We start from the raw sequence: 21,856 nt of genomic DNA on the forward strand, positions 1-21,856 counted from the left end.
TTTTATTAAGACCAAATATACAAATTTCTACAACGATTAATAGACACTAAAACTACTTCTTAAAGTTATCCCCAAAAGTAAATTTTTAGAATGGCATTCAAAATGATTAAACTTTTACTGAAATAGATATTCTTTCGGTTAAAGCGTTTTAGATGAGTACGGATATTCAAGTTTTTTCTCTCAATGGTATTGGTTGCATAACGCTTTACTTTATGAATATCTTTGGGAATTATAAACTGGTAATTCATTAGTTCATCTGTATAAATTGTTTTGGCATCAGCATTTTCAAGAGTTTTGGTTACCACTTTTAGTGTTTTATTGGTTCTTTTTCCAATGAAAAAAGAAGCAACTTGTTTTGATTTTTTATCAATTGCATACACCAACCAATTTAGATTTTTCTTACTTCTTATGAAAAACCGGATTTCGTCCATTTCATACGTTTGTCCAGAAAATAGGGAAGGAGTTTTTATTTCTTTGGCTATGAAGGTAATTCGTTTAAGTAAAGTAGTAATGGAAATTCTAAGAATTCTTGCAGTAGAACGAATGCCCAAACCTTCCTTCGTTAAAAGAACTATTTGTGAATTAATTTGTGGAAGATACGCACGATAGGTGTAAAAATCTAAAAATCTCCTTTTGCAATTTTTGCAAAAAAATTGCTGTTTTTTAGTTTTTGTAGTACCATTTTTTATTATTTCCGAAGAGTAACAGCTGGGACATATTTTGGTATCACTAACTTTGGAACACGAAGAATGATTCTCAAGCATTTGCGGTATGTTTTTTCTGCTAAAATAGACAAGAGTAAGGATTGCCTTACTCTTGTTCTCTAATTATTAATTTTATTTTAATTGATTTTCAGTTGATTACAAATTAAAATATTTGTATCACTAACTTTGGGACATTACCAAAATAAAATTCCCGCTGAAAAGCGGGAAGTTTTTATTTACTGTTTTTTATTAATCCAAACATAAACCCAATATAAAAAAAACAAAATATTTAGTATCAATAAAAATTGGTTTATCTTCTCATACAGAATTATTTTTTTCTTTTCTTTTTCAATATCAGATAATTCCTTTTCATATTCTTTTTTAGTAATTCTCCCTTCCTTGTAATAATATTCTGTATTCAATTTTTCGTCAGAAATACTATATTTATATATAATTTTAAAATTATAAAACTGATATATTGTGGCTAATAAAAATATGATATTTAAAATTTTAAAAATTTTCATAGCCTAAAATTTTGAATCAATCATTAATTCTTGAGTCCTTAAAAACCGTTCATTACTATCATATGGGGGTGAAAAAGTTTTTATATAATTTTTAGGGTCATTTATGAATGGTAAATTAAATCCTCCTGCTTTTAAACTGTTCCAAACAGTTGTAGAACAATTCTGTCCTAATAATGAATAAGTATTTATAACTCTACCACCATTTTTAAGAGGTGTTCCTGAATTATACAATTTGTTATAATAAGAACTTATATTTTTTGCATTTACACCTGTTATTTTATAAATTCTACTTGGATTTTCTGCTATTCTATGTTCTAAATATGAAGTACCTTCTTTCATCATAACCCCATCTCCAACAGGACCATAACCTCCCATACTTGGCGAGTAAGAACCATTATATCTTCCATATGAAAACACTTCTCCGTCTATTTTCATATAAACGTGTCCAAGTCCATCCGTTTCAACTATAACGTATGTTCCTTTATCATTTGCGTTAAAGGAATCTGTCACCTCTGTTGCTTTCGGACCACCTAAACCATCTGCCGTTAAATGCGCCACGTGATTTAATCCAGCCGTTATCAATCCCTGTTTAAATCCATCCATAAATTTACCTCCTGCAATGGATGATGAAATACCTCCGCTTATTCCTCCGGAGGCAACCATAGCCGCTTTCATATAACTATTACCAAATTTATTGTAAGTCATATAATTTCTGTTGGCGTCTTGCATCGCACCATTTCCTGTAAAATTAGTCCCTAAAGCTTGTACACCACTTGCAATTACAGAAGATATCATTGCCGCTAAAAATCCCGATCCAAAATTTCCTGTATTAAGTGCGGACATTATTCCTCCGCTTACAGCGTGCATCCCCGCCTGTAGAGCAGCTTTGCCTATAAAGCTAGCTGCAGCACTACTCGCTACAGATCCGATACCAAAACTTACAGCTCCCATTATGGCACTAGTAGTTGCTGCTTTGCCCAATCCATACCAGACGGGGACTCCGGCAATAGCATTCATTACTATGTTTGAGTCTCGAAATACAAGTCGATTTGATTGTTTCTAAGCTTATCATTTTGAGTTACTTTATTCAAAAAGGATTGATATGATTCCTTGGATTCATCATCTTCAATAATGAGATCTCTGACAATTTTATTTAATGACTTACCTTTTTTATGCAATCCAGGTTCAGCTAACTTTACTAAGTAGTTTTGAGGAATATACTTTATTTCCGGCAGAATCGAATTCTCATCAGAATTACGATTTAATTTCTGACTGAAACCGCCTTTGGTGGTAATCTCAAAATCAAAACCGTCTTCAATTTCGTTTAAATCATATTTATATGAACTGTCTTCATTTTTCAAAACCGTTTCATCTGCTGACAGTGTTTTGGCAATTGAAAATAACAGAATTGATTTACCAGAAGATTTTCCACCAATAATGACATTCAAATTTGGATTCAAATAAATAGGAACTGTTGAAAATACATTATTGGGTGATATGAATTTCACTTTTTCAATTAACAACTTTTCTTCTTTAAAATCAGGTTTCTCATCTTGAATTTTGACACGCTGTTCCGGTTCAAAACAAATTTGACGTAACCCTTCAAAGTTTAAGTCTGCTTTAACCCAAGTGAATTTTGAAAACAAATCGTCTTCTTTATGAGCATCACACCCAATTATGCAGGGTTTTAAAGAACCCCTGTTTTGTAAAACTTCATCAATTTCCGTCTTTAAAATTTCATCATTATATCCATCAGAACCTTCCGATTTTTTTCCAATAAAATACTTTAGATCTTTCGGATTTGCAGAAAAAATAGCATCAGAAATAAAGTAGATTGATTTTCTCAAACCATCTAAACTTCCATTCTCATTTTCAAATAAGTCATAGTGTTTTTGTGTACCAGATGCTCCATCATTGTTAGAATTGCTTACCACCAATAATGTGTTATCTCGAAACTTCTTATTTGTTGAGATTAATTCTTTTAAGGATTTTAAATCTATAACAAAATTTTCAATGCCTTTATCGTATTGTTTTTTCTCATCCGTAATAGTAGAATCCAATGATTTTCCATAGCTACTAATACCATAACGATTCATCTTGATTTTATCCTGATTTTCTATGTGAGAAAAAAAATCATTTTCCAAATCAGCAACATATCCAGGATTAAAAATACAATGAATATTTATTAATCGTCCTCTATCTGTTGATGGTAACATACGAAGTTCCACATTGGGAAATATAAATATATTTTTGATGAACTCAATTTCATTTGGATTGAATCGTGGATTGCCTTCGGTATCTACCTTCAACTCAATATTTTCTCTGTATTCAATTGCATCCTTATACCTATCTATTGAAAAATAATCAGTTATCCCAATCGCGGATATTTGATTTTCATAGGCTTTTTTATAGAAAATATGAAAAAAATCTTCCATTGTAGAAGAAGAAAATTGGTCGTTTTTATTGGTTCCCTTGGTATGAATATGGAAATTCCATTTGTTCCATTCTGATCCGATGTTATGTTTCATTGTTATAGTGTGCTTTTGTGGAAAACAAAACTTTATAAAATTAAGCATTTTTTGTAAGCCAGACTATAAAAGTTCAATCACTTACCTATAAAAAGTATCGCAAGGTTCAACCACTAACCTGTAAAAAATAACGCAAGGTTAAGGCCATTAACCTGTAAAAAATAATGTACGGTTCAATCGCCAACCAGTAAAAACTAATATAAGGTTCAGCATCTAACCTATTAAAAATAATGCAGGGTTCAAGCATTGACCTATAAAAAATGATATAGGGTTCAACCACTTACCTATTAAAAATAATACAAGGTTAGACCACCAACCTATTAAAAATAGTGTAAGGTTTACCCATTAACCTATAAAAAATAATGCAGGGTTCAAGCATTGACCTATAAAAAATGATATTGGGTTCAACCACTTACCTATTAAAAATAATACAAGGTTAGACCACCAACCTATTAAAAATAGTGTAAGGTTTACCCATTAACCTATAAAAAATAATGCAAGGTTTATCCACTAACCTGTAAAATATAATGTAGGATTCAATCGACAACCTGTAAAAAATAATGCAGGGTATTAATTTTACACTCTAAAAATAAGATTTACAAAAAAAACGCTGATAATCAATAACTTATTAAAATCAAGATAACTCTATTATCCATTTTCCAGATCTCTAAAAAAATCTCCGAATCAATATAGCAAGATGTGTCTTTGTATATACAGCTTTTCAAGTTGCATCACCAAAGACGATCTTGCCTTTTTTGCAAAAAGGGGAGAAAAACGGCGGAACTTGTTTTTCTGTTTTTTCTGAAATTTTAAACAAAGAGTCCAGAATAGTCCAGATTATTCTTTTTTAGTCTTCCAAGAATCCAGTATAGTCCAGATTGGTCTTATTTAGTCCACGTCCCATGAATACTATTGTTTTCACGGTTTTGATGTTTCAACTTTGCAGAAGAAATTTTAATCAAAATGATGAAAACACTACTTTATTTTTTTCTGTTGATTGTTGGCATATCGGTAAAAGCACAAGTCGGCATCAACACCACAAATCCTGAAACAACTTTTGAAGTTGTAGGAAAACCAAACGATCCCAGTCATTATGACGGCATCATCCCACCAAGAATTACCGGTGACCAATTGGCTTCAAAATCTTATTCAAATACAAAAAAGGGCGCGGTAGTCTTTGTAACCTCTCCGGCGTCTAATCTTTCCGGGCAGGTCATCAATGTCAGCGAGTCTGGAATGTATTATTTTGATGGTAACGTATGGCAAAACTTTGCAAAAGAAAAACAGCCGACTGAATACCGAATCGTTTTGACGTTTGATGAAAATGGGACTGATCCTTTAACGGCGACTTCAACATGGTCTGCACCTGTAAATTATTCCGGAAACAGTCATGCTTATCTAACCTCTTCAAAATATTACACGATTGGAACCAAAAATTTCGGAGGATTGAAAGGATTTGTCCTTTTCAGAAAAGTTAACGGAATTGTCAATGTCAGATTCCAGATCTACCGGTCTTACAATTCTGCACCAATTACAGGAAACGCCTTTATCAGTATAGCAAGCATCTACAGCGACATCGGCTACATTCCCAATCAAATCGTATTACTTCATACTGAAAATTCCACCCAGTTTTTCCCGGCATTGCTTGAAAATTACTCGATTCAAATTCCCCAAACCTCACTCAATGCCATGTCCACCTCATATTACACCTACGGTGAAGTACAGGGATACTCCAATTGGATCAAGCCTTATCTGCCTTAAAAATAACAAAAACAAACGATATGAAAAATGACAAAAGAAGGAAAGGAAGAGGTGATCCTGATCAGGGTTCAAAAACTCCGAAAAGAAAAGTGGAAAAAAATCTGTTCCAAGAGAAAAATTTCCCTCACCAGTTTAATTATCGATTCGGTGGAAAACAGGATTTTAGAGGATGAACGGAGAAGCATATTAGCGTTCATTGAAAAACAGGACAACATTTTCATCAAGATTGAAACCAACATCAATCAGATAGCGAGAATCGTTAATGGCCAAAAGTTTATTTCCCAAACCGAATTGAGCAATTTTCAAAACCAACTGAAAACCATCGTTGACTTGAAGGAAAAGCAAAATGAGATATTCTTAAAAATTTATTCACTCATCGCCAATGATCGTTAAGATTTTAGGTTCTGCAAGTTCCAATTTTCACGGTGTTCAGTACAACGACAAAAAGGTGGAGAAAGGAACGGGAGAATTGATGCTGTTGAAAAACTTTCCCTCCTTCATCAACGAAGGGAGCAGTCCGGAGCAGGTTCGGGATTATTTAAAATCTATCTCGAAAAGCGACAAGGTAAAAAAGCCACAGTTTCACGCCGTGATTTCCACCAAATTTAAGGCACATCCGAAGGAGGAACTCACAAAGGTTGCGGACGATTTTATGCAGGAAATGAGTTATGGCAACCAACCCTATATCGTGGTCTTCCACAACGATACGGAGAACAACCATATCCACATTGTTTCGACAAGAGTGGACAAGGAAACCGGAAAAAAGATCAATGACAGTTACGAGCGGTTAAAAGCGCAGAAAGCCCTCGCCACGACCCTCGAAAAACTATACGGCATCACGCCGGAGCAGGAACTTGAAAAATTACTGGAATACAGAATAGGTTCGATAAAACAACTGGAACTCTTGCTGGAAAGAAGCGGGTTCAGACTATCACAAAACACAAATGATGAAAAAAGATATGATATTCTGAAAAAAGGCGTAAGGCTCAAAACCATTGACGGCAACCAAATAGGTTTGAACCTAAATTCAAAAGACAGCAGGATTTTCCAATTAAGAGCCATTTTGACCAAATACCGAGAACTCAGTTCCAACAAGGTGTTCCGGGTAGAAGACAGAAGAAAACAGGAATCCATGCTTCCCGAGGAAAAACACAAAGACTGGAAACCCAAAATAGAGTTTGAAAGCGAACTGCAAGAAAAGTTAAGGGACATTTTCAGACTGGATGTGGTCTTCCACCACAAAGACGGGCAAAACCCTTTCGGTTACAGCCTGATTGACCACAAAACCGGAGCGGTGTACAAGGGAAGCGACATCATCAAAATGAATGAACTGTTCGAGTTAACCGATGATAGGATTGACAAAAAATTATTTGAAAGTTTAAAAGACTACAATATTACAGACGCCGCATCAAAGAAGATTTTGATGGAATATTTAAAACGAACGAAGACAGAATTGATACCGAAAGACTTTATGCTTTTCGAAACCAAGCGAAGAAAGATCAAGGATATTTTTGAATCGGTGAAAAAGGAAGCGAAGGACTACATGAAGAACCAAAATTCAAAAGATCTCCACCTCATAAAATCAGAAGACGGAAAATATTATCTCGTCCACACGAAACTTCACTATGTGGGAGCATTGGAACATCTGATCGGGGAAAAGGAATATCAAAAGTTTTTGAATCCACATCAACAAACACCAACGCTACAGCCAAAAGATGATGAAAATCTGTCAAAGGAACTGAGCCAAAGTGTAAACGATCTGCTTTTTCAGTTCACCAAAACATCAGGATCGGGAAAAGACCCCGCGGAAGACGAACTCAGAAAAAGACGTAAAAAGCGAAGATAAAATTACAGATAACCGTCAACCATCAAATAATAAAATGATTATCACATTTGCTACCCAAAAAGGCGGAGCCGGAAAAACTACCCTCGCCATTGCGTTTGCCAATTATCTGTCCATTGTGTCAGAAAGCAGCATTAAGGTTTATGATTTCGATTTTCAGAAATCCTTCTACTCTAAATGGCTGGATGATGAGGAATCGGAATTGCCCAAACTCTACGATGTGGAAGTCATCGGCGAGGATGATACAAAACCGCCTTTCAGGGATTTGGAAGAAGTCATCGAACTGAAGGAAAGTGAAAACATCTACATCTTCGATTTGGCGGGAACACTTGACCGGAAATACAGTGATGTCCTTATTTACAGTGATTTCATCATTATTCCATTTGAGTACTCCGATGTATCGGTAAAATCGACTTTGGTCTTCAAAAATATGCTTGGTTTATTGGAAAGTGAGGCAGAACGCATCTTTATCCGCTCTAAATACGACAAAGGTTACAAATACCGGAACCAAAGAGAAATGGACCAGGAACTTGCCAAATATGGGCTTCTGCTTGAAAACTCCGTACACAAAAGAAACAGCCTTCAAAGTATCAACACAAGAACGCTGAATTACGACCAAAAAAATGCGGTCAAAAGACCCTTTAAAGAAATTATTGACCACATCAACAAGGAACTGAAAATAACCCTTTAATCACAAAAATCAAAAACACAAATGCTAAAATATTCACTCATCTTAATAGGAATCTACGTTCTGTATTATGCCGGAAACATTGTCTATGACCTGTTTTTGAAGAAAGAGAAAACAGCGGTTACCGATGAAGCCGAGGAATTCTCCCTCGTCAGTTTTGCCAAAACAGAAAGCCCGCCGGAAAGTCGTATTGAGATTGATGATGTCGAAAATATCCGAACTCCGAAATCCTTTCAGAAGGTTCATCCTCCATTATCAATCGATCCATCCACAGTTTTCGAACCACCCGATTTGGAAGAAATGAGAAGAAAATTTGAAGCAGAGGAAGAACTAGACGGAGACATTCCCAAGACTGAATCAACAGAAGAGATAACGGTTTCAGAAACTAAAGAAGATTCAGAACAAGCCGAAAAGGAAATCTCAACCGCACCCGAAGAAGAAGTTGAAGCCGAAACGGCAGAGGAAAAAATAGTTCAAATTCCAAAACCAACACTACAAGAAGAGAATGAGCAGTATTGGAAAAAAATGGTCAGTCTTGCGCAGACCTCCATCAAACTAGTTAAGAACTACGATGGCGAAAAAGTCTATCATTCCACACAATAAACAATACACAAACCCATATAACTAACCTAGAATTTTTTAAAAATGATGAAAAAATTTTTCAAAACCAGAGTGGCCCAAAAGAAAGTATTAACCGTTGCTTTACTGATGCTGGCAATGTCCCCAATGTTTGCTCAGGGCGGTGCAACTGCTATCTCGAATGCGGCAAGTGACATCAGGGATTACTGGGATCCCATTAAACTCATCCTAAAAGCCGTCGGCGGTCTGGTCGGATTCATCGGCGGACTCAGAGTTTACAACAAATGGACGAACGGTGACCAGGATGTCAACAAAGAAATCTTGGGCTACGGCGGTGCCATGATCTTCCTGATTGTCGTTCCGGAATTCGTAACCGCATTCTTTGCCTAAGATGGGTTACTACCTCTACAAGGGGCTTAAAAAACCCCTTGTCTTTTTCGGACTCAAAGGCAAATACATCTTTTATGCGGTAGGCGTTGTCGGAGGTGGAGTCGTTGCAGCACTCATTTTATCCAAATTCGGATTATTGGGTTCATTGTTCGGACTTGCAGTCACTGCGGGAGGCGTGTATTTAATCTTCAGAAGGCAGGACAAAAACGGACTCTATGACAAAACCAAAAACTTCGACCAGGTAATGATTTTCCCTAAAAGATTCAACGCAAAAAAATTGTCCAGAAAATCCAAAATTGAAAAGTAAAAAAGTAACACAGTAAAATTCTATATGAAGACAAAAAAGCAGGCATTCGACATTCCGTTCATCGGCTACGACTACGGTAAGGACTACGGTTGGGATTTTGACGTGCTTTTCGGGCAGTATGAAAACCCCATCATTGGAATCAAAATCAAAAATATTGTGGAACAATATTCCGCAGACCCCGACAACTATCTGAACTTCCATACCGTACTGAATCAGGTCGTATCCATAATTGGTGAAGGAAGAATCATTCAGAAACTCGATATTTTTTCAAAAAAGAGATACACGGCAGAACCATCCAACCAGTTTCTGCAGCAGAAATATTCCGAACACTTTGACGGTAGGCTGTTCAAAACCATTGAGACCGTGCTGTTTTTCACAGACATTGTCGACGACAAACTGAAAAAGAAAAACAAGCCCTACGACTTTTCAGAAAAAAGTTACAAAGAACTCCGTGATAAATGTCAAAAGGTTCTGATGCTCCTCAAGCAGAGCGGGTGCGAACCCGAATTTCTTTTTGAGAAGGATTTTGAATATTACATTTCGGGTGTATTGTCGATGCAGTTTACCGAAATCCCTGTGTTTGACAATATCAAAAGCACCAACGAATACCTACAGATGGGCAGCCGGTTTGTCAAGAACATTTCCTATGTCGATGTCGAAAACATCGACCTGCCATCAGAAATAGATACTTATTCCGTATTGGGTGGAAACGGCGCCGCATCGGAAACAGCGGTGGATAATTTCACCTTTATCAACGAACTCGAGGATTACGAAACCATCGTTTACAATCAGATCATTACCATTCCATTGCAGGCACCACAGCAAAGGGAACTCGACAAGAAAAAGAAGAAGCACGAAGGAGCGGCGAACAACTCACCTTCCAACGCGATTATTGCCGAGGAAATCCAAACCCTTTTACACAATATCGCTATTGATGGACAGTTGGTGGTCAACGCGCATTTTTCCCTGCTGTATTCAGCAGACTCTTTGGAAAAAATGGAAAGCATTCAGTCGATGATCGAAAACAAACTCTTCACCAAGGGGATTATCGTTTCCAAGAATGCCTACAACCAATTGGAACTCTTCCGCTCGGCAATTCCCGGCAATGCCACCGAACTTCGGGAGTATGATTTATTTATGACGACAAGCGAAGCGGCCTTGTGTTTTTTTTTTAAGGAAAGTTACCCCGTGAACGAAGAATCCAACTTTTATCTACGATTTACCGACAGACAGGGCGTTCCGCTCAAAGTCGATCCTGCGGACTTGCCTATGAAGACGGGAAGAATCAACAACCGAAACAAATTCGTGTTGGGACCGTCCGGTTCAGGAAAATCCTTTTTGATGAACAATATCGTGGAGCAATACCTGACCTATAATTACGACGTGGTTATTGTGGATACCGGAGATTCCTATTCCGGAACCTGCAAATACAAAGGCGGAAGATACATCCAGTACACCGAAGAAAAACCGATTACGATGAACCCGTTTCTGATGGACAAAAAGGAGTTCAACATTGAAAAAATTGAATTTCTCACCAACCTCATATTCCTCATTTGGCAGGGACCGGATGCGGCGATGTCCGCGGCGCAGAAATCTATTCTGGACAATGTGCTGATGTCGTATTACCACCAGTATTTCAATTCAGGAACCCAGTGGTATGAAAAGAAAACCACGGAGGAACTCATCTTGTATCTCGGCAAGTACAACATTCACGAAGAAGATCTTTATGCCGATTTTGAGAATCAGGCCAAAGGACAAAGCAACTATTACGATATGTTGGGAATCGCCTTCGATGCGGATGCGGACGAGATTAAGGAAGCCTTCAGGAAACTGGCGATAGAATACCATCCCGACAAAAACCTGAACAACCCGAATTACGACAGCGAAAAATTTTACAAAGTTTATGAAGCGTATGAAACCCTGAACGATCAGGAAAAAAGGCAGATTTACAATGAGACCCAACTGATCCTCATCAAGGCGAATGAGGTGATTAAACATCCCAAATCCGCGGAAGAATGGAATGCGTCGTTCAGAACATCCATCATCAAAAAAATCAAGGAACTTGAAGAAAAGTTGGAAGCCAAAGAATTGTCTTTTAATGGATTTTACGAGTACTGCGATAAATTTCTACCACTTTATCTGAATAATAAAAAGCACGCAATTACCGAAAGAGAATTCAATTTAAGAACCTTTTTGTTTGTACTGAAAGACTTTTACAAAGGCGGAAGATACGGAACCACGCTCAATGAAAGTGCAGACAATACGCTCTTCGACGAACCATTTATTGTTTTTGAAATCGACAATGTCAAGGACAACCCGAAGCTGTTTCCGATAGTGACCTTGATTATTATGGACACCTTCATCCAAAAAATGCGACTTCGGAAAGACCGCAGAAAAGCCCTCATTATCGAAGAAGCGTGGAAGGCGATTGCTTCCAAACTGATGGGTGGCTATATCCTTTATCTCTACAAAACCGTCAGAAAATTTTGGGGCGAAGCGGTGGTCGTTACACAGGAACTTGACGATATTATCGGAAATGCAGTGGTAAAAGACAGTATCATCAACAATTCCGACACTTTTATTCTGCTGGATCAGACGAAGTTCAAGGACAATTTTGACCGGATTGCTGCATTGCTTTCCCTCAACAAGGTAGAGCGCAACAAGATTTTTACGATCAACAATTTGAACAACAAATTTGGAAGAAGCCGTTTCAAAGAGTTTTATCTGAAGCGGGGTTCCAAAGGCGAAGTTTATGGCAACGAGGTTTCCCTTGAGCAGTATCTGACTTACACTACCGAAAAACCTGAAAAATCCGCAGTAGAATACTACGTCCAAAAATACGGCAACTACGACGAAGCATTAATCAAAATAATTGATGATTTGAAAAAATTCGGAGACGGTCTTGAAAACCTGGTATCGCTGGTCAATCTCTATCAGAAACCTTTGGACGCGAAACTGACCGCCTACTATCAGAAAATGAAACAGGAGAATGCAGGAAAGAATGTCTTCAAAATCATTTCTCAGGAATTGGAAGACCGGAATATCAGTTTGTCAGCATTAATCAACCAAAAACACAATGCACATGAAAAAGTTTAGCAGTAAAATCATGATGATACTTTTCCCTCTTTGGGGAATAGCAGGCTTTTCCCAAACCACTTATATCGATCCCACGGTAACGGCAGCGATGATTCTCTATTCCGAGAATCTGAAAGCAAAGCAGAACGATGTCATTGAGGAAACCTCCAAACTGAAAGATGCCCAAACCTGGGTGGGAACGCAGATGGTCGTAGCGAATGACATTCAAAACAAGATTTTAAAAGGTCTGAAAGAAGTATCGGGAACATTGCAGAACGGCATTCAGGTCAAGGAAATTTACTCGGAATTGAATAAATGCTATCACTATTCTTCACAGGTGGTTCAGTTAGCATCCCAACATCCCGAATATGCCATTTTTGGAGTGAAGGCCTCGCAGAAAACCTATGAGCAAAGTTTAAAAATCGTGACCGATGTCTCGGATATTTTGGCTTCGGGCGAACTCAACCTTGCCACCGCCGGAGACCGCTATAAACTCCTGCATAATATTTCCGGGAATGTGAAAAACCTGAAACTATGGCTTCTGGCGATCAAACTTCGACTAGAGAAAGCCAACCGACTGGGTTTTTGGAACTCCATCAATCCGTTTGCTGGATACATCAATACCGACAAAGGCATCGTGGAAAATATAATGAACCGGTATAAGAGGAATTTTTAAAAGTGGGGTGATGAAAACAAAACTCATTCTAATCCTAGTTCTTCCAATAACCTATGTCACAATGACGTCCTCAAGCGGTGGTTCCACACCTTCTTGGGAGCAGGAATATGTTTCCTTTCCGATGATGAATATTGAAATCAATTCTACGATGAAGGAACACGATAGACAGAAGGAGATGCGGAAAAACCAATTAGCCAATGCCACGGTAGAAACTGCCAACAGAACGCAGTGGAAAGGATTCAAGGACAAGGTCACGAAGATTCAGGACCGGTTACGAATTGTATCCTTCGCTATTCAAGCCATACCAACCGGAATTGCAATGAACAGGGAAATCACAAAAATCATCCAAAATCAGACAGCCATCGTCAACGAGATTCAAACCGCACCGTTATCCATCATTGCGGTATTGCCCTCACAGGTTCAGTTTGTGGACGACCTGCAGATGGTGACCAGGCTGATTATTGGGATTGTGGCTTCCTACGGAGCAATGAACCAGATGGAAAAATCGGAACGGAAAATCCTTTTGGATTACGCCTTAGGCGAGGTAAAAACGCTCAGCCGAAATTCTACGCATATGCTGCTGAAAATTCGGGACATCAAAGCCAAAGTATTGCGCAACAAAAGGGCATTTCAATACTACGTGAACCGGGACAAGCAGGTCGTGGAAAATATAATGAACCAAATAAAATCCTTCTAGAATGCAACAAATATTTTTTGTCATCATATTGCTGTTAACCACGGGATTAAAAGCCCAGCAAATCGCCATCAATGACCGGCTGTTGGTTCAGTTGACCACCAATCATGGCGTGAGAATGGCAAGCGAACAGGCATTTCTGGATTCCTATGAAAAGCAGAAGGCAATGTATGACGATATTAAAAACAAGACGGCGCAGGTCATCGCCATACAGGAATACATTTACCAGCAACTTAAGAATGTCAATTCAGCCCTTTCGCAGAGCAAAAAACTGGTGTATCTCTATCAGTATATGGGAAAAATCGCCACCAATTCCAACAAAATGCTGGACTTGTCTGCCCAACATCCCGAATATGCCGTATTAGTCTCCAAATACTACATCGAAATCGGCAAACAAGCCGTGAAACTCAAACAGGAAGTCATGCAGGACATCCTCAATGAGGATAAAGATTTCTTAATGGATGCGATGGACAGGGAAATGCTGATTGAGAAAGTTTTTACCCGGGTCCGGAACATCAACGGCAACATTCTCTACATCATTTTAAGGTTGGAGAACGCCAAGAAAATCCCATACCTCTATCAGGTTCAGGTTTTAAGAAACTACGTCAACATCGACAAAGCCATTGTAGGAGAAATCATTCAAAAATACCGATACATCTTCAACTAAAAACAAAAAAAATACAGATGAAAAATTTAATTAGAAAATTAGGAATGCTCCAATTGATGCTCATTTCGATGGGCGTATTTGGACAGGTAACCGTCAAGCGACTGTATGATCCGTCCATTGTCGCCCAACACAAAAGGATGGTCTTCCAGAGTTGGGGCGACTGGCGACCTTATCCCAAATATTTTTTGGGCATTCAGACCAACTTTGCCTATGCCACGGTTTGGGGAATGTGGGCGCCAAGCATCAACAGGGACTATAAAAACGGGGAAGACATCCGACCGCTAAAACCGACTGGAGTCCAAAACCAACGGTTTGCACAGGTAAAAATTGAAGAAGAGGAAGCCAAAAAAATCAAAGCTGCTTCCGACACCATTTATAAAAGAAGCGTTCAGGATTTTGCACATTGGACATCCGCCACGGTTGATGCCGATCCGCTTTGGTTGCTTTACTATAAAAGGATGCTAAAGCCCATTACCCAGTTTCCCGACACTCCGCAGAACTTTATCGAATGGCGGCTGAAAGACCAGCAAACGTACGATATGCTCAATACCACGGGAACTCTCAAGAGAATGCAGGAAGAACTGGACATGATCAAGGAAAAATATTCAATGTCCAGAAGTATGGATATGCCGAGAGGAAAACGCTTTATCATGTATCACGAAACCCTCATCCGGTGGAGAAAATTGGTCCAAGAATTAAGGAAATACAACAACAAGACAACGTTGTTGCTGGACTACAAGAATATTCTGAAAAATCATTCACCCTATGCACTGCCTCAAGCGTGGACACCCGCATCGGACAAGCAGATTATCCACAACATGATGCAGCAATACAAACACCGATTTTAAGATGAACAGAAATACCACATTATTGTTTTGCCTTTTGGCAACCTTGCTTCCCATCATCGGATTTGCTCAAACCGATAGTGATTACAGCAACCTGCTTCAATTTCTGAAAGGCGACGGCGCATTTGAGAAATGGTTTATGGAGGTCTTCACTAAACTGGACAACAGCGTTCAGGACAGTGCTGCAGGTTCGGCATTGGTCGGAAGGGCGATTGGAGGATTGGGAGCATTGATGTACCTCGGTTATATGGGCTGGCAAATGGCGGCGGGAGACCGCGAATGGGAAATCACCCCGATGCTGAAGCCCATCCTCATAGGATTTACCCTCGTGTATTGGTCGGGATTCGTGAATATGATTCAGGCACCCTTTGAAGCCATTGCCGTACCGGGAATTGCCATTTTCAGCGACATTGAATCCGAAGTGAATGATTTAAGAGTGCAGCGTTTCAAAAAGCAGCAGCAGTTGCTGGACGCAGTCATCAAGCTGAAAGCCGATGAAGATGCCAAACAGGACGTCATCAACAATACAGGAAAGGACGCGGACGATTCCTGGTTCGATATCAGCGAGGGATTGGACAAACTCATCCAGCCCATCAAAGAGTGGCAAATACGAATGGAATTCCAACTGCAAAAATTGGTCGCAGAAATCATTGAATTTATCTGTCTTTCCGTTCTTAGGATTTGTGTCTACCTGATATTCTTCATCCAAAAAATCTGGGCTTACATCCTCATTATTTTGGGACCGATTGCTGTTGGAATGGCGCTCATACCCGGATTTGAGAACTCACTTTACAGTTGGGTTTCCAAATTCATCAATGTCAATCTCTACACTTTCGTTGCCTACACTATCATTAATATCGGCCAGCAGCTCATTGCATCCGGTTATGAAATGGAAATTGAACGCTATGACACGCTTTTAACCAACGGGACCATTACCAATCTTGATGCATTAATGGTCTATGTAAGCAATTCTGGAATGATTTATAACCAGCTATTCACCTGTGTCGCCTATATCGTGACAGGAATCGGGGTACTGATGACGCCGACCATTGCCGATACCATTGTCACAGCGGGAGGAGCCGGAGCGATGACTAAGATGAAGATGGCCGCAGCACGAATCACCGGAGGTGCCAGAACCACCATACTTGCCGTGAAAACGGGAGGTGCGAGTGTTGCGGGAGCAGCGGCAAAATCTGCTGCTGCAGGTTCTGCTTCAGGGATGGTAGGAAGTACAATGAATAACTCAAAAAAATAAGAACATGCTGATCAAAAATATAGAACAAAGAATAAAAATCAACAAAATTGTTTCCCTCGGAACGGTGGCTTTTGCAGTCATTATCGTGCTGGCGGGTTTCTTTTTCGTCTACAAGATGATTCAGGATTCCAGAAAGTCCATCTACATTTTGGATAACGGGGTGCCGGTTTTGGCAAAGCAGACCGATGTACTGCTGAACCGACCTGTGGAATACAAAGCCCAGATCGAACTGTTTCACCGGCTGTTTTTCACGCTCGCTCCCGATGATGCATACATCAAAGAAAATATTCAAAAATCCCTTTACCTCATTGACGACAGTGGAAAAAAAGAATACACCAACCTCAAAGAAAAAGGATTCTACAACCAGATTGTGGCTTCGAGTTCAATGGTGAGCATCCATACGGATTCCATTTCACTGAATATGGAGCAAAAGAAGTTCTCCTTTTACGGAAAGCAGATGATTACCAGAAAATCAGCAGTCATCACCCGGAAACTCGTTACCGAAGGCTTTTTTGAGGACATCATCCGAAGTCCCAACAATCCTCACGGTGTTCTCCTTAAGAACTGGAGAATCCTTGATAACGAAGAACTGTCGAACCAAACCAAAAATTCCTATTAAAAATGATTGCCTTACTTAAACAAACTGCAATGACCGCATGGGAACGGGCGGCAAAGCATCCGAAAAAGTTTTTCGCGTATTCGATGATTTTTCTGTCGGTATCGTTTGTCGGCTCACTGATTCAGGGGATTTTCTTCCCGTCTAATTCATTGTTCAAAATCAAACCGCCGGCGCTTTATAACAAAAGTGCCGTCCACCAAAATTCCGATGTAAAAAGGGATAAGGAAATGGAAAACATAGTGGAGGAACTCAAGGGCTTAAAACTGAAAAGAGATCGAAACGAACTGAGAAAGGAGGACAGCTTGAGAATAGAATACCTGTACAGTCAGTATCAAAAACTAAAAAATTCCGGTAGTACCGAAAGCAATTGAATTAAAAATAGCAACTCAATGAAAAAAATAAACTTTAAAGACAAGAAATATGTGCTGCCGCTGTTGGCGCTTCCGTTTCTGTTGCTTTTCATTTATGTGGGGGCGCAGTTCACCAAGGAAGACACCAAAAAGGATCAGCCTAAAGAACTTTCGACATCATTTGGTGAAACTCGGGATTCCATTATGACCAAAAATGATGCGTATGATGCCTTTTTCAAAAATGGCGACAACAGATCGATGTTAGAAGGATTGGACAAGGAACATGACAGTTTAATGAGTTACCAAGACCAAATTTCCATCGACCAGAAACGAAGGATAGATTCCCTAAAGGCGGTGTCATCAAGACAGAATCAAATTCCGGTAAAAGGAAAACCGTCGTCTTATTACAATCCCAAGAATGAAGACAAGGACTACAACCGCTCAGCAGACATCATCCGGATGCTGAACGACAAATCCTACGGAAAACCTGAAAACGAATATGCTTCAGAAAGTCCTAAGGAAAAAACACAAAATGTTCAGCCCGACCCGGTAAAATATCTGAAAGAACAGATGCTGGTGATGGATTCATTGGAAAAATCGAGAGATCCCGAATACCAGAGCAAGTTATTGGCAGAACAGAAACTTAAAGCCAACAAGGAAAAAATTGACGAGTTTCTCAACTCTACCTTCAATGTCAGCAAGTCAGGAATAAACAGTGGCTTCAATGCCTTTTACAGGGAAACGGAGAACAGTTTCATAAAAGCCGTAATCGATGAAGACAACAAAGGTTTTCTCGGCAGCAGAATCCGATTTAGGCTTTTGGAAGATATATTCGTGGGACAAAGAAAGATTGAAAAAGGTTCTATCCTTTACGGTCAGATTTCAGGATTTACTATGCAGCGGGTGGACTTAACCATTGTCTCGGTATTCACCGAAGGTGAAATTCTGCCGGTCCATCTCTCTATTTACGATTTGGACGGAATGAAGGGGCTGTATGTTCCGCAAAGTGTTTTCCGTGAGATGATCCGTGAAATGGGAAGCAATTCTGTTCAGGGAACGCAGATGGATATGGGCGGTTCAGGATTCTTCACGAGCATCGGAAGCAAACTGTTTACCTCCACCTCTAAATCCATTGCCAATCTGATTAAGACCAATAAAGCCAAACTGAAATACAATTCCTATGTCTTTCTGATTGACGAAAAACAACTTAAAAATTCAAAAAACCCATAAAAGCCAAAAGATGAAAAATACATTCGTACTACTATTCGCATTTATCGCCAATATTTTGATGGCACAGACGGCAACCAAAGAACAAATCCTGTCGGAATTGCCCGAACTTGAAATTACCAAAGATGTAAACCTGCACATTATTTCGCCGGAGCCGATTCAATACGTGGATTTATCGACACAACAACTGACGGGAGATTTGCCAACCACCAACATCGCGAGAATTAAAATCACAGACAATATTCCGACCGATTCAAAAGAGAAAATAAAAACACCATTTTCATTTTCCAATGGTAGCACTGTCGGAATCATTACGGTAGTTGCGCAATCATTTATCGCCCAATACAAAGCCGTTTACAGGAATTCTGAAAACAGGAATATCGCAACCAATATCCATATCCAGCCCGAAGCGATGCAACCGATTGAATTCAACAAAATGGCTTTTTCAAATCTGGAATTGGGAAAGTTTGCGATGCAAATTATCCAGAAAAAGACCGATGAAAAGCCTATCCGCGAACAAAAAAATCTGAAACTCACAATGCAGCTCAACAACGTCTATGTGATGAGCGATTATATCTTTCTTGACTTGACCTTTAAAAACCACACCAACCTGAGTTACGATATTGAAGATTTAAAATTTTCGATTGAGGATAAAAAGATTTACAAGACGACGAACAACCAGAGTATTGAACTGAAGCCGATTTTTCGGTTGAACGGACAAAAAAGTTTCAGGAAAAATTACCGGAACATCTATGTCTTTAAAAAATTCACTTACCCGAACAGCAAAGTAATGATGATCCGGCTGATTGAAGAACAACTTTCGGGAAGAACCATTGAGATGAAAGTAAACTATTCGGATATTTTAAAAGCAGATACATTTTAATTATGATTTCATTTTCAACGTACATAACAATATTAGGAATAATCTTAATAGTCATGATTATTCTACTTGTTTCTTCAATTATTTCTCAGTTTAAGTACAAGAAAAACAATGAGGAGATTATCAAAGATTTTAAGAAGCAACTATACCTCAAAGATTGGTATAAAGAAATTGCAAAGAATATCTATGGTAATGAGTATATCGAAGAAGCAGAAAAAGAATTTGTAAAAAAGTACAATTTATAACAAAACCATGCAAGAACAACAACATCAAATCAAGATTTACGGATTCCTTCAGAAGGCGGTCTATGCCGTGGTTGCATTGGACTGTGCATCGTTGTTCTATCTGAATGCCGATATTCCGGTGGCATCCAATCTTCTGAAAAATTTTTCAAAGATGAGTTTCTTTTATCCGCCGATCCATGCAAAATTTGCAACGCTTATTTTGATTGGTTTGGTCGCCATTGGAACGAAAGCGAAGAAAAAACGGGATTTAAAGATTGCGACCGAAATTGTCATTCCGATGATTTTAGGACTGCTGATGATTTTCTCTTCGCTGATATGGCAGAACGAGGCAGGAAATACGACAATTCCAAAGATACTTCCCGGTTTGAATTTATACCAGATCATGTATGCGGTGCTTTCTTTTTTGGGAGCGGTGATTCTTCAAATGGGAGCGGATTCTATCTCCAAACTGATGCAGCAGAAAATGGGTAAAGACCGATGGAATGTGGAAGAGGAAAGTTTCGATCAAAACCAGCAACTTGTAGAAACCGATACCAGTATCAATATTCCGTACCTGTTCAGGTTTCAGAAAACCATCAAAAAAGGTTGGATGAATATCAATCCGTTTCGAGGAACGATGGTGATTGGAACGCCCGGTTCTGGAAAATCTTTCGGGGTCATCAATCCCGCGATTCGTCAGATGATTGGTAAAGGATTCTGCCTGTGTATTTATGATTTCAAATTTCCTGATTTGGCACAGATCGCCTATTACCATTATTTGCTCAAAAAAAGTAAGAATAAGGGCTACCAGCATCAGTTCCACGTCATCAATTTGAACGACGTGGAAAAATCCAAAAGAGTGAACCCGTTTAGAAAAGAATACATCCAGACTTTGGCGGAAGCACAAGAAATGGCAGAATCGATGGTGTCATCACTCCAAAAAGGCGGTTCAAGTTCGGGAGGCGGTTCCGACGCGTTTTTCACGCAGTCGGCAATCAATTTCCTTTCGTCGTGCATCTACTTTTTTGCCAGACTCGAGAACGGAAAATATTCTGATTTACCGCATATCCTTTCCTTTATGAACCGCAGTTACAAAGAGATTTTTGATGCACTTTTCACCAACGAGGAGATTTTATCACTGTTATCACCATTCAAAACTGCATATGACAACAAGGCCTTTGACCAGTTGGAAGGACAGATTGGAACCCTCAAAATCTTTATGTCCCGATTGGCGACCAAAGAAAGTTTTTGGGTGTTTTCGGATGACGAAGTCGAACTGAAGATTACTGACAGGGAAAATCCTTCTATCCTGATTCTGGCATCGGATCCAGGAACGCAGGATATTAATTCCGCTCTTTATTCCTCGGTTCTCAACAGGACTTTGCGATTGATCAACTCCAAACACAATTTACCGGGAGGAATTATAGCAGATGAATTTCCAACGATTTACATCCATAAAATCGACAATGTGGTGGCAACGGCAAGAAGTAACCGGGTTGCGGTTTTGCTCGGACTGCAGGAAATTCCGCAACTCCGACAATTCTACAAAAAAGAGGTCGCCGATACCATTTCCGCCATTGTCGGGAATATTCTGTCGGGTTCCGCAAGAGATAAAAACACTTTGGACTGGCTCGAAAAACTGTTTGGCAAAATCAAACAGAAATCCTACTCACAATCCATATCGCAGCAGGGAACTACGACGAGCATTAACGAGAAGATGGACAATATGATTCCTGCTGGAAAGATAGCCGCGCTTAAAACCGGAGAAATGGTCGGAATAATTGCCCAGGGCGAAGAAAACGACACCGAAGAATACAAAACTTCCGCTATGAACGGAAAAATCAACCTGGATTTAAAAGCCATCAAGCACGAGGAACAGAACTATGTGAAAATGCCCGTTTATTACTCCTTTGCGGACAAAACTGGAAAAGACAGGAAAGACGAAGTCCTGATGACCAATTTCAGAAAAATCAACAAAGAGGTGGAACTCATTGTGAACGAACTTTCAAAAGAATAAAAT

At 39.2% G+C, this 21,856-nt stretch carries 22 protein-coding genes and 1 pseudogene; 19 read left to right on the forward strand and 4 right to left on the reverse strand.

What is annotated here, in order from left to right:
* Window positions 1-65: 65 nt before the first annotated feature.
* From OK344_RS03220 to OK344_RS03235, 4 genes and pseudogenes are all read right to left on the reverse strand, one after another.
* Window positions 66-764: an IS1 family transposase gene (locus OK344_RS03220; RefSeq protein WP_265143415.1), complete on the reverse strand. Its 699-nt coding sequence runs from the start codon at window positions 762-764 to the stop codon at window positions 66-68.
* A 176-nt stretch (window positions 765-940) separates the two neighbouring features.
* On the reverse strand, window positions 941-1,228 hold the full coding sequence (locus OK344_RS03225) for a hypothetical protein (protein WP_265143416.1): 288 nt from the start codon (window positions 1,226-1,228) through the stop codon (window positions 941-943).
* A gap of 3 nt (window positions 1,229-1,231) precedes the next feature.
* Window positions 1,232-2,245, reverse strand: a complete 1,014-nt coding sequence (locus OK344_RS03230; RefSeq protein WP_265143417.1) for a hypothetical protein — start codon at window positions 2,243-2,245, stop codon at window positions 1,232-1,234.
* An 8-nt stretch (window positions 2,246-2,253) separates the two neighbouring features.
* Window positions 2,254-3,756, reverse strand: a pseudogene (locus tag OK344_RS03235) (TrlF family ATPase); the annotation flags it as partial.
* Between the two features lie 963 nt (window positions 3,757-4,719).
* Between OK344_RS03235 and OK344_RS03240 the strand changes: the two are divergent.
* Genes OK344_RS03240 through OK344_RS03330 form a run of 19 tightly spaced genes read left to right on the forward strand, consistent with a single transcriptional unit; the run spans window position 4,720 to window position 21,853 of the window.
* Window positions 4,720-5,517, forward strand: coding sequence for a phage tail-like protein (locus OK344_RS03240; protein WP_185126725.1), 798 nt, complete (start codon window positions 4,720-4,722; stop codon window positions 5,515-5,517).
* A gap of 27 nt (window positions 5,518-5,544) precedes the next feature.
* Window positions 5,545-5,910: a plasmid mobilization relaxosome protein MobC gene (locus OK344_RS03245; RefSeq protein WP_031502068.1), complete on the forward strand. Its 366-nt coding sequence runs from the start codon at window positions 5,545-5,547 to the stop codon at window positions 5,908-5,910.
* Entirely contained in the window at window positions 5,900-7,363 is a 1,464-nt protein-coding gene (locus tag OK344_RS03250) for a relaxase/mobilization nuclease domain-containing protein (protein ID WP_265143419.1), read from the forward strand. The genes OK344_RS03245 and OK344_RS03250 overlap by 11 nt, the downstream gene beginning before the upstream one ends.
* 34 nt (window positions 7,364-7,397) lie before the next feature.
* Window positions 7,398-8,051, forward strand: coding sequence for a ParA family protein (locus tag OK344_RS03255; protein WP_265143420.1), 654 nt, complete (start codon window positions 7,398-7,400; stop codon window positions 8,049-8,051).
* Between the two features lie 21 nt (window positions 8,052-8,072).
* On the forward strand, window positions 8,073-8,651 hold the full coding sequence (locus OK344_RS03260) for a hypothetical protein (protein ID WP_265143421.1): 579 nt from the start codon (window positions 8,073-8,075) through the stop codon (window positions 8,649-8,651).
* Window positions 8,652-8,696: 45 nt separating this feature from the next.
* Window positions 8,697-9,017, forward strand: a complete 321-nt coding sequence (locus tag OK344_RS03265) for a DUF4134 domain-containing protein (protein WP_265143608.1) — start codon at window positions 8,697-8,699, stop codon at window positions 9,015-9,017.
* A gap of 1 nt (window position 9,018) precedes the next feature.
* Window positions 9,019-9,324, forward strand: a complete 306-nt coding sequence (locus tag OK344_RS03270; protein WP_265143422.1) for a DUF4133 domain-containing protein — start codon at window positions 9,019-9,021, stop codon at window positions 9,322-9,324.
* Between the two features lie 24 nt (window positions 9,325-9,348).
* The gene (locus tag OK344_RS03275) at window positions 9,349-12,420 is read left to right on the forward strand and encodes a TraG family conjugative transposon ATPase (protein ID WP_265143423.1); all 3,072 of its coding nucleotides are present in this window, start codon (window positions 9,349-9,351) and stop codon (window positions 12,418-12,420) included.
* Complete coding sequence (locus OK344_RS03280; RefSeq protein ID WP_265143424.1) at window positions 12,407-13,075, forward strand: hypothetical protein; 669 nt, start codon at window positions 12,407-12,409, stop codon at window positions 13,073-13,075. The genes OK344_RS03275 and OK344_RS03280 overlap by 14 nt, the downstream gene beginning before the upstream one ends.
* A 10-nt stretch (window positions 13,076-13,085) precedes the next feature.
* Window positions 13,086-13,772, forward strand: a complete 687-nt coding sequence (locus OK344_RS03285; RefSeq protein WP_265143425.1) for a hypothetical protein — start codon at window positions 13,086-13,088, stop codon at window positions 13,770-13,772.
* A gap of 1 nt (window position 13,773) precedes the next feature.
* On the forward strand, window positions 13,774-14,436 hold the full coding sequence (locus OK344_RS03290) for a hypothetical protein (RefSeq protein WP_265143426.1): 663 nt from the start codon (window positions 13,774-13,776) through the stop codon (window positions 14,434-14,436).
* Window positions 14,437-14,453: 17 nt separating this feature from the next.
* A complete protein-coding gene (locus OK344_RS03295; protein ID WP_265143427.1) occupies window positions 14,454-15,284 on the forward strand; it encodes a hypothetical protein in 831 nt (276 codons plus the stop codon).
* 1 nt (window position 15,285) lies between these two features.
* Window positions 15,286-16,536, forward strand: a complete 1,251-nt coding sequence (locus OK344_RS03300; protein ID WP_265143428.1) for a TraJ family protein — start codon at window positions 15,286-15,288, stop codon at window positions 16,534-16,536.
* A gap of 4 nt (window positions 16,537-16,540) precedes the next feature.
* Window positions 16,541-17,155, forward strand: a complete 615-nt coding sequence (traK, locus tag OK344_RS03305) for a conjugative transposon protein TraK (RefSeq protein ID WP_265143429.1) — start codon at window positions 16,541-16,543, stop codon at window positions 17,153-17,155.
* A 2-nt stretch (window positions 17,156-17,157) separates the two neighbouring features.
* Window positions 17,158-17,526: a hypothetical protein gene (locus tag OK344_RS03310; protein WP_265143430.1), complete on the forward strand. Its 369-nt coding sequence runs from the start codon at window positions 17,158-17,160 to the stop codon at window positions 17,524-17,526.
* Window positions 17,527-17,544: 18 nt separating this feature from the next.
* The gene (gene traM / locus OK344_RS03315; protein ID WP_265143431.1) at window positions 17,545-18,735 is read left to right on the forward strand and encodes a conjugative transposon protein TraM; all 1,191 of its coding nucleotides are present in this window, start codon (window positions 17,545-17,547) and stop codon (window positions 18,733-18,735) included.
* A 10-nt stretch (window positions 18,736-18,745) separates the two neighbouring features.
* Window positions 18,746-19,615 carry a conjugative transposon protein TraN gene (gene traN, locus OK344_RS03320; protein WP_265143432.1) on the forward strand — a complete coding sequence of 290 codons (870 nt, stop codon included), beginning with the start codon at window positions 18,746-18,748 and terminating at the stop codon, window positions 19,613-19,615.
* A gap of 53 nt (window positions 19,616-19,668) precedes the next feature.
* Complete coding sequence (locus OK344_RS03325) at window positions 19,669-19,857, forward strand: hypothetical protein (protein ID WP_265143433.1); 189 nt, start codon at window positions 19,669-19,671, stop codon at window positions 19,855-19,857.
* Between the two features lie 7 nt (window positions 19,858-19,864).
* A complete protein-coding gene (locus OK344_RS03330; RefSeq protein WP_265143434.1) occupies window positions 19,865-21,853 on the forward strand; it encodes a type IV secretion system DNA-binding domain-containing protein in 1,989 nt (662 codons plus the stop codon).
* Window positions 21,854-21,856 lie beyond the last annotated feature (3 nt).

The sequence above is a fragment of the Kaistella yananensis genome, from assembly GCF_026107505.2.
Classification (GTDB): Bacteria; Bacteroidota; Bacteroidia; order Flavobacteriales; family Weeksellaceae; genus Kaistella; species Kaistella yananensis.

Excerpts from the sequence above, each read along its gene's own strand:
- OK344_RS03325 (WP_265143433.1), top strand. The coding sequence starts at position 19,669 with ATGATTATTCTACTTGTTTCTTCAATTATTTCTCAGTTTAAGTACAAG.
- OK344_RS03240 (WP_185126725.1), top strand. The coding sequence starts at position 4,720 with ATGATGAAAACACTACTTTATTTTTTTCTGTTGATTGTTGGCATATCG.
- OK344_RS03255 (WP_265143420.1), top strand. The coding sequence starts at position 7,398 with ATGATTATCACATTTGCTACCCAAAAAGGCGGAGCCGGAAAAACTACC.
- OK344_RS03285 (WP_265143425.1), top strand. The coding sequence starts at position 13,086 with ATGAAAACAAAACTCATTCTAATCCTAGTTCTTCCAATAACCTATGTC.
- OK344_RS03230 (WP_265143417.1), bottom strand. The coding sequence starts at position 2,245 with ATGAATGCTATTGCCGGAGTCCCCGTCTGGTATGGATTGGGCAAAGCA.
- traK (WP_265143429.1), top strand. The coding sequence starts at position 16,541 with ATGCTGATCAAAAATATAGAACAAAGAATAAAAATCAACAAAATTGTT.
- OK344_RS03275 (WP_265143423.1), top strand. The coding sequence starts at position 9,349 with ATGAAGACAAAAAAGCAGGCATTCGACATTCCGTTCATCGGCTACGAC.
- OK344_RS03290 (WP_265143426.1), top strand. The coding sequence starts at position 13,774 with ATGCAACAAATATTTTTTGTCATCATATTGCTGTTAACCACGGGATTA.
- OK344_RS03270 (WP_265143422.1), top strand. The coding sequence starts at position 9,019 with ATGGGTTACTACCTCTACAAGGGGCTTAAAAAACCCCTTGTCTTTTTC.
- OK344_RS03260 (WP_265143421.1), top strand. The coding sequence starts at position 8,073 with ATGCTAAAATATTCACTCATCTTAATAGGAATCTACGTTCTGTATTAT.
- OK344_RS03300 (WP_265143428.1), top strand. The coding sequence starts at position 15,286 with ATGAACAGAAATACCACATTATTGTTTTGCCTTTTGGCAACCTTGCTT.
- OK344_RS03280 (WP_265143424.1), top strand. The coding sequence starts at position 12,407 with ATGAAAAAGTTTAGCAGTAAAATCATGATGATACTTTTCCCTCTTTGG.
- OK344_RS03310 (WP_265143430.1), top strand. The coding sequence starts at position 17,158 with ATGATTGCCTTACTTAAACAAACTGCAATGACCGCATGGGAACGGGCG.
- traM (WP_265143431.1), top strand. The coding sequence starts at position 17,545 with ATGAAAAAAATAAACTTTAAAGACAAGAAATATGTGCTGCCGCTGTTG.
- OK344_RS03295 (WP_265143427.1), top strand. The coding sequence starts at position 14,454 with ATGAAAAATTTAATTAGAAAATTAGGAATGCTCCAATTGATGCTCATT.
- OK344_RS03245 (WP_031502068.1), top strand. The coding sequence starts at position 5,545 with ATGACAAAAGAAGGAAAGGAAGAGGTGATCCTGATCAGGGTTCAAAAA.
- OK344_RS03330 (WP_265143434.1), top strand. The coding sequence starts at position 19,865 with ATGCAAGAACAACAACATCAAATCAAGATTTACGGATTCCTTCAGAAG.
- OK344_RS03225 (WP_265143416.1), bottom strand. The coding sequence starts at position 1,228 with ATGAAAATTTTTAAAATTTTAAATATCATATTTTTATTAGCCACAATA.
- OK344_RS03220 (WP_265143415.1), bottom strand. The coding sequence starts at position 764 with ATGCTTGAGAATCATTCTTCGTGTTCCAAAGTTAGTGATACCAAAATA.
- OK344_RS03265 (WP_265143608.1), top strand. The coding sequence starts at position 8,697 with ATGAAAAAATTTTTCAAAACCAGAGTGGCCCAAAAGAAAGTATTAACC.
- OK344_RS03250 (WP_265143419.1), top strand. The coding sequence starts at position 5,900 with ATGATCGTTAAGATTTTAGGTTCTGCAAGTTCCAATTTTCACGGTGTT.
- traN (WP_265143432.1), top strand. The coding sequence starts at position 18,746 with ATGAAAAATACATTCGTACTACTATTCGCATTTATCGCCAATATTTTG.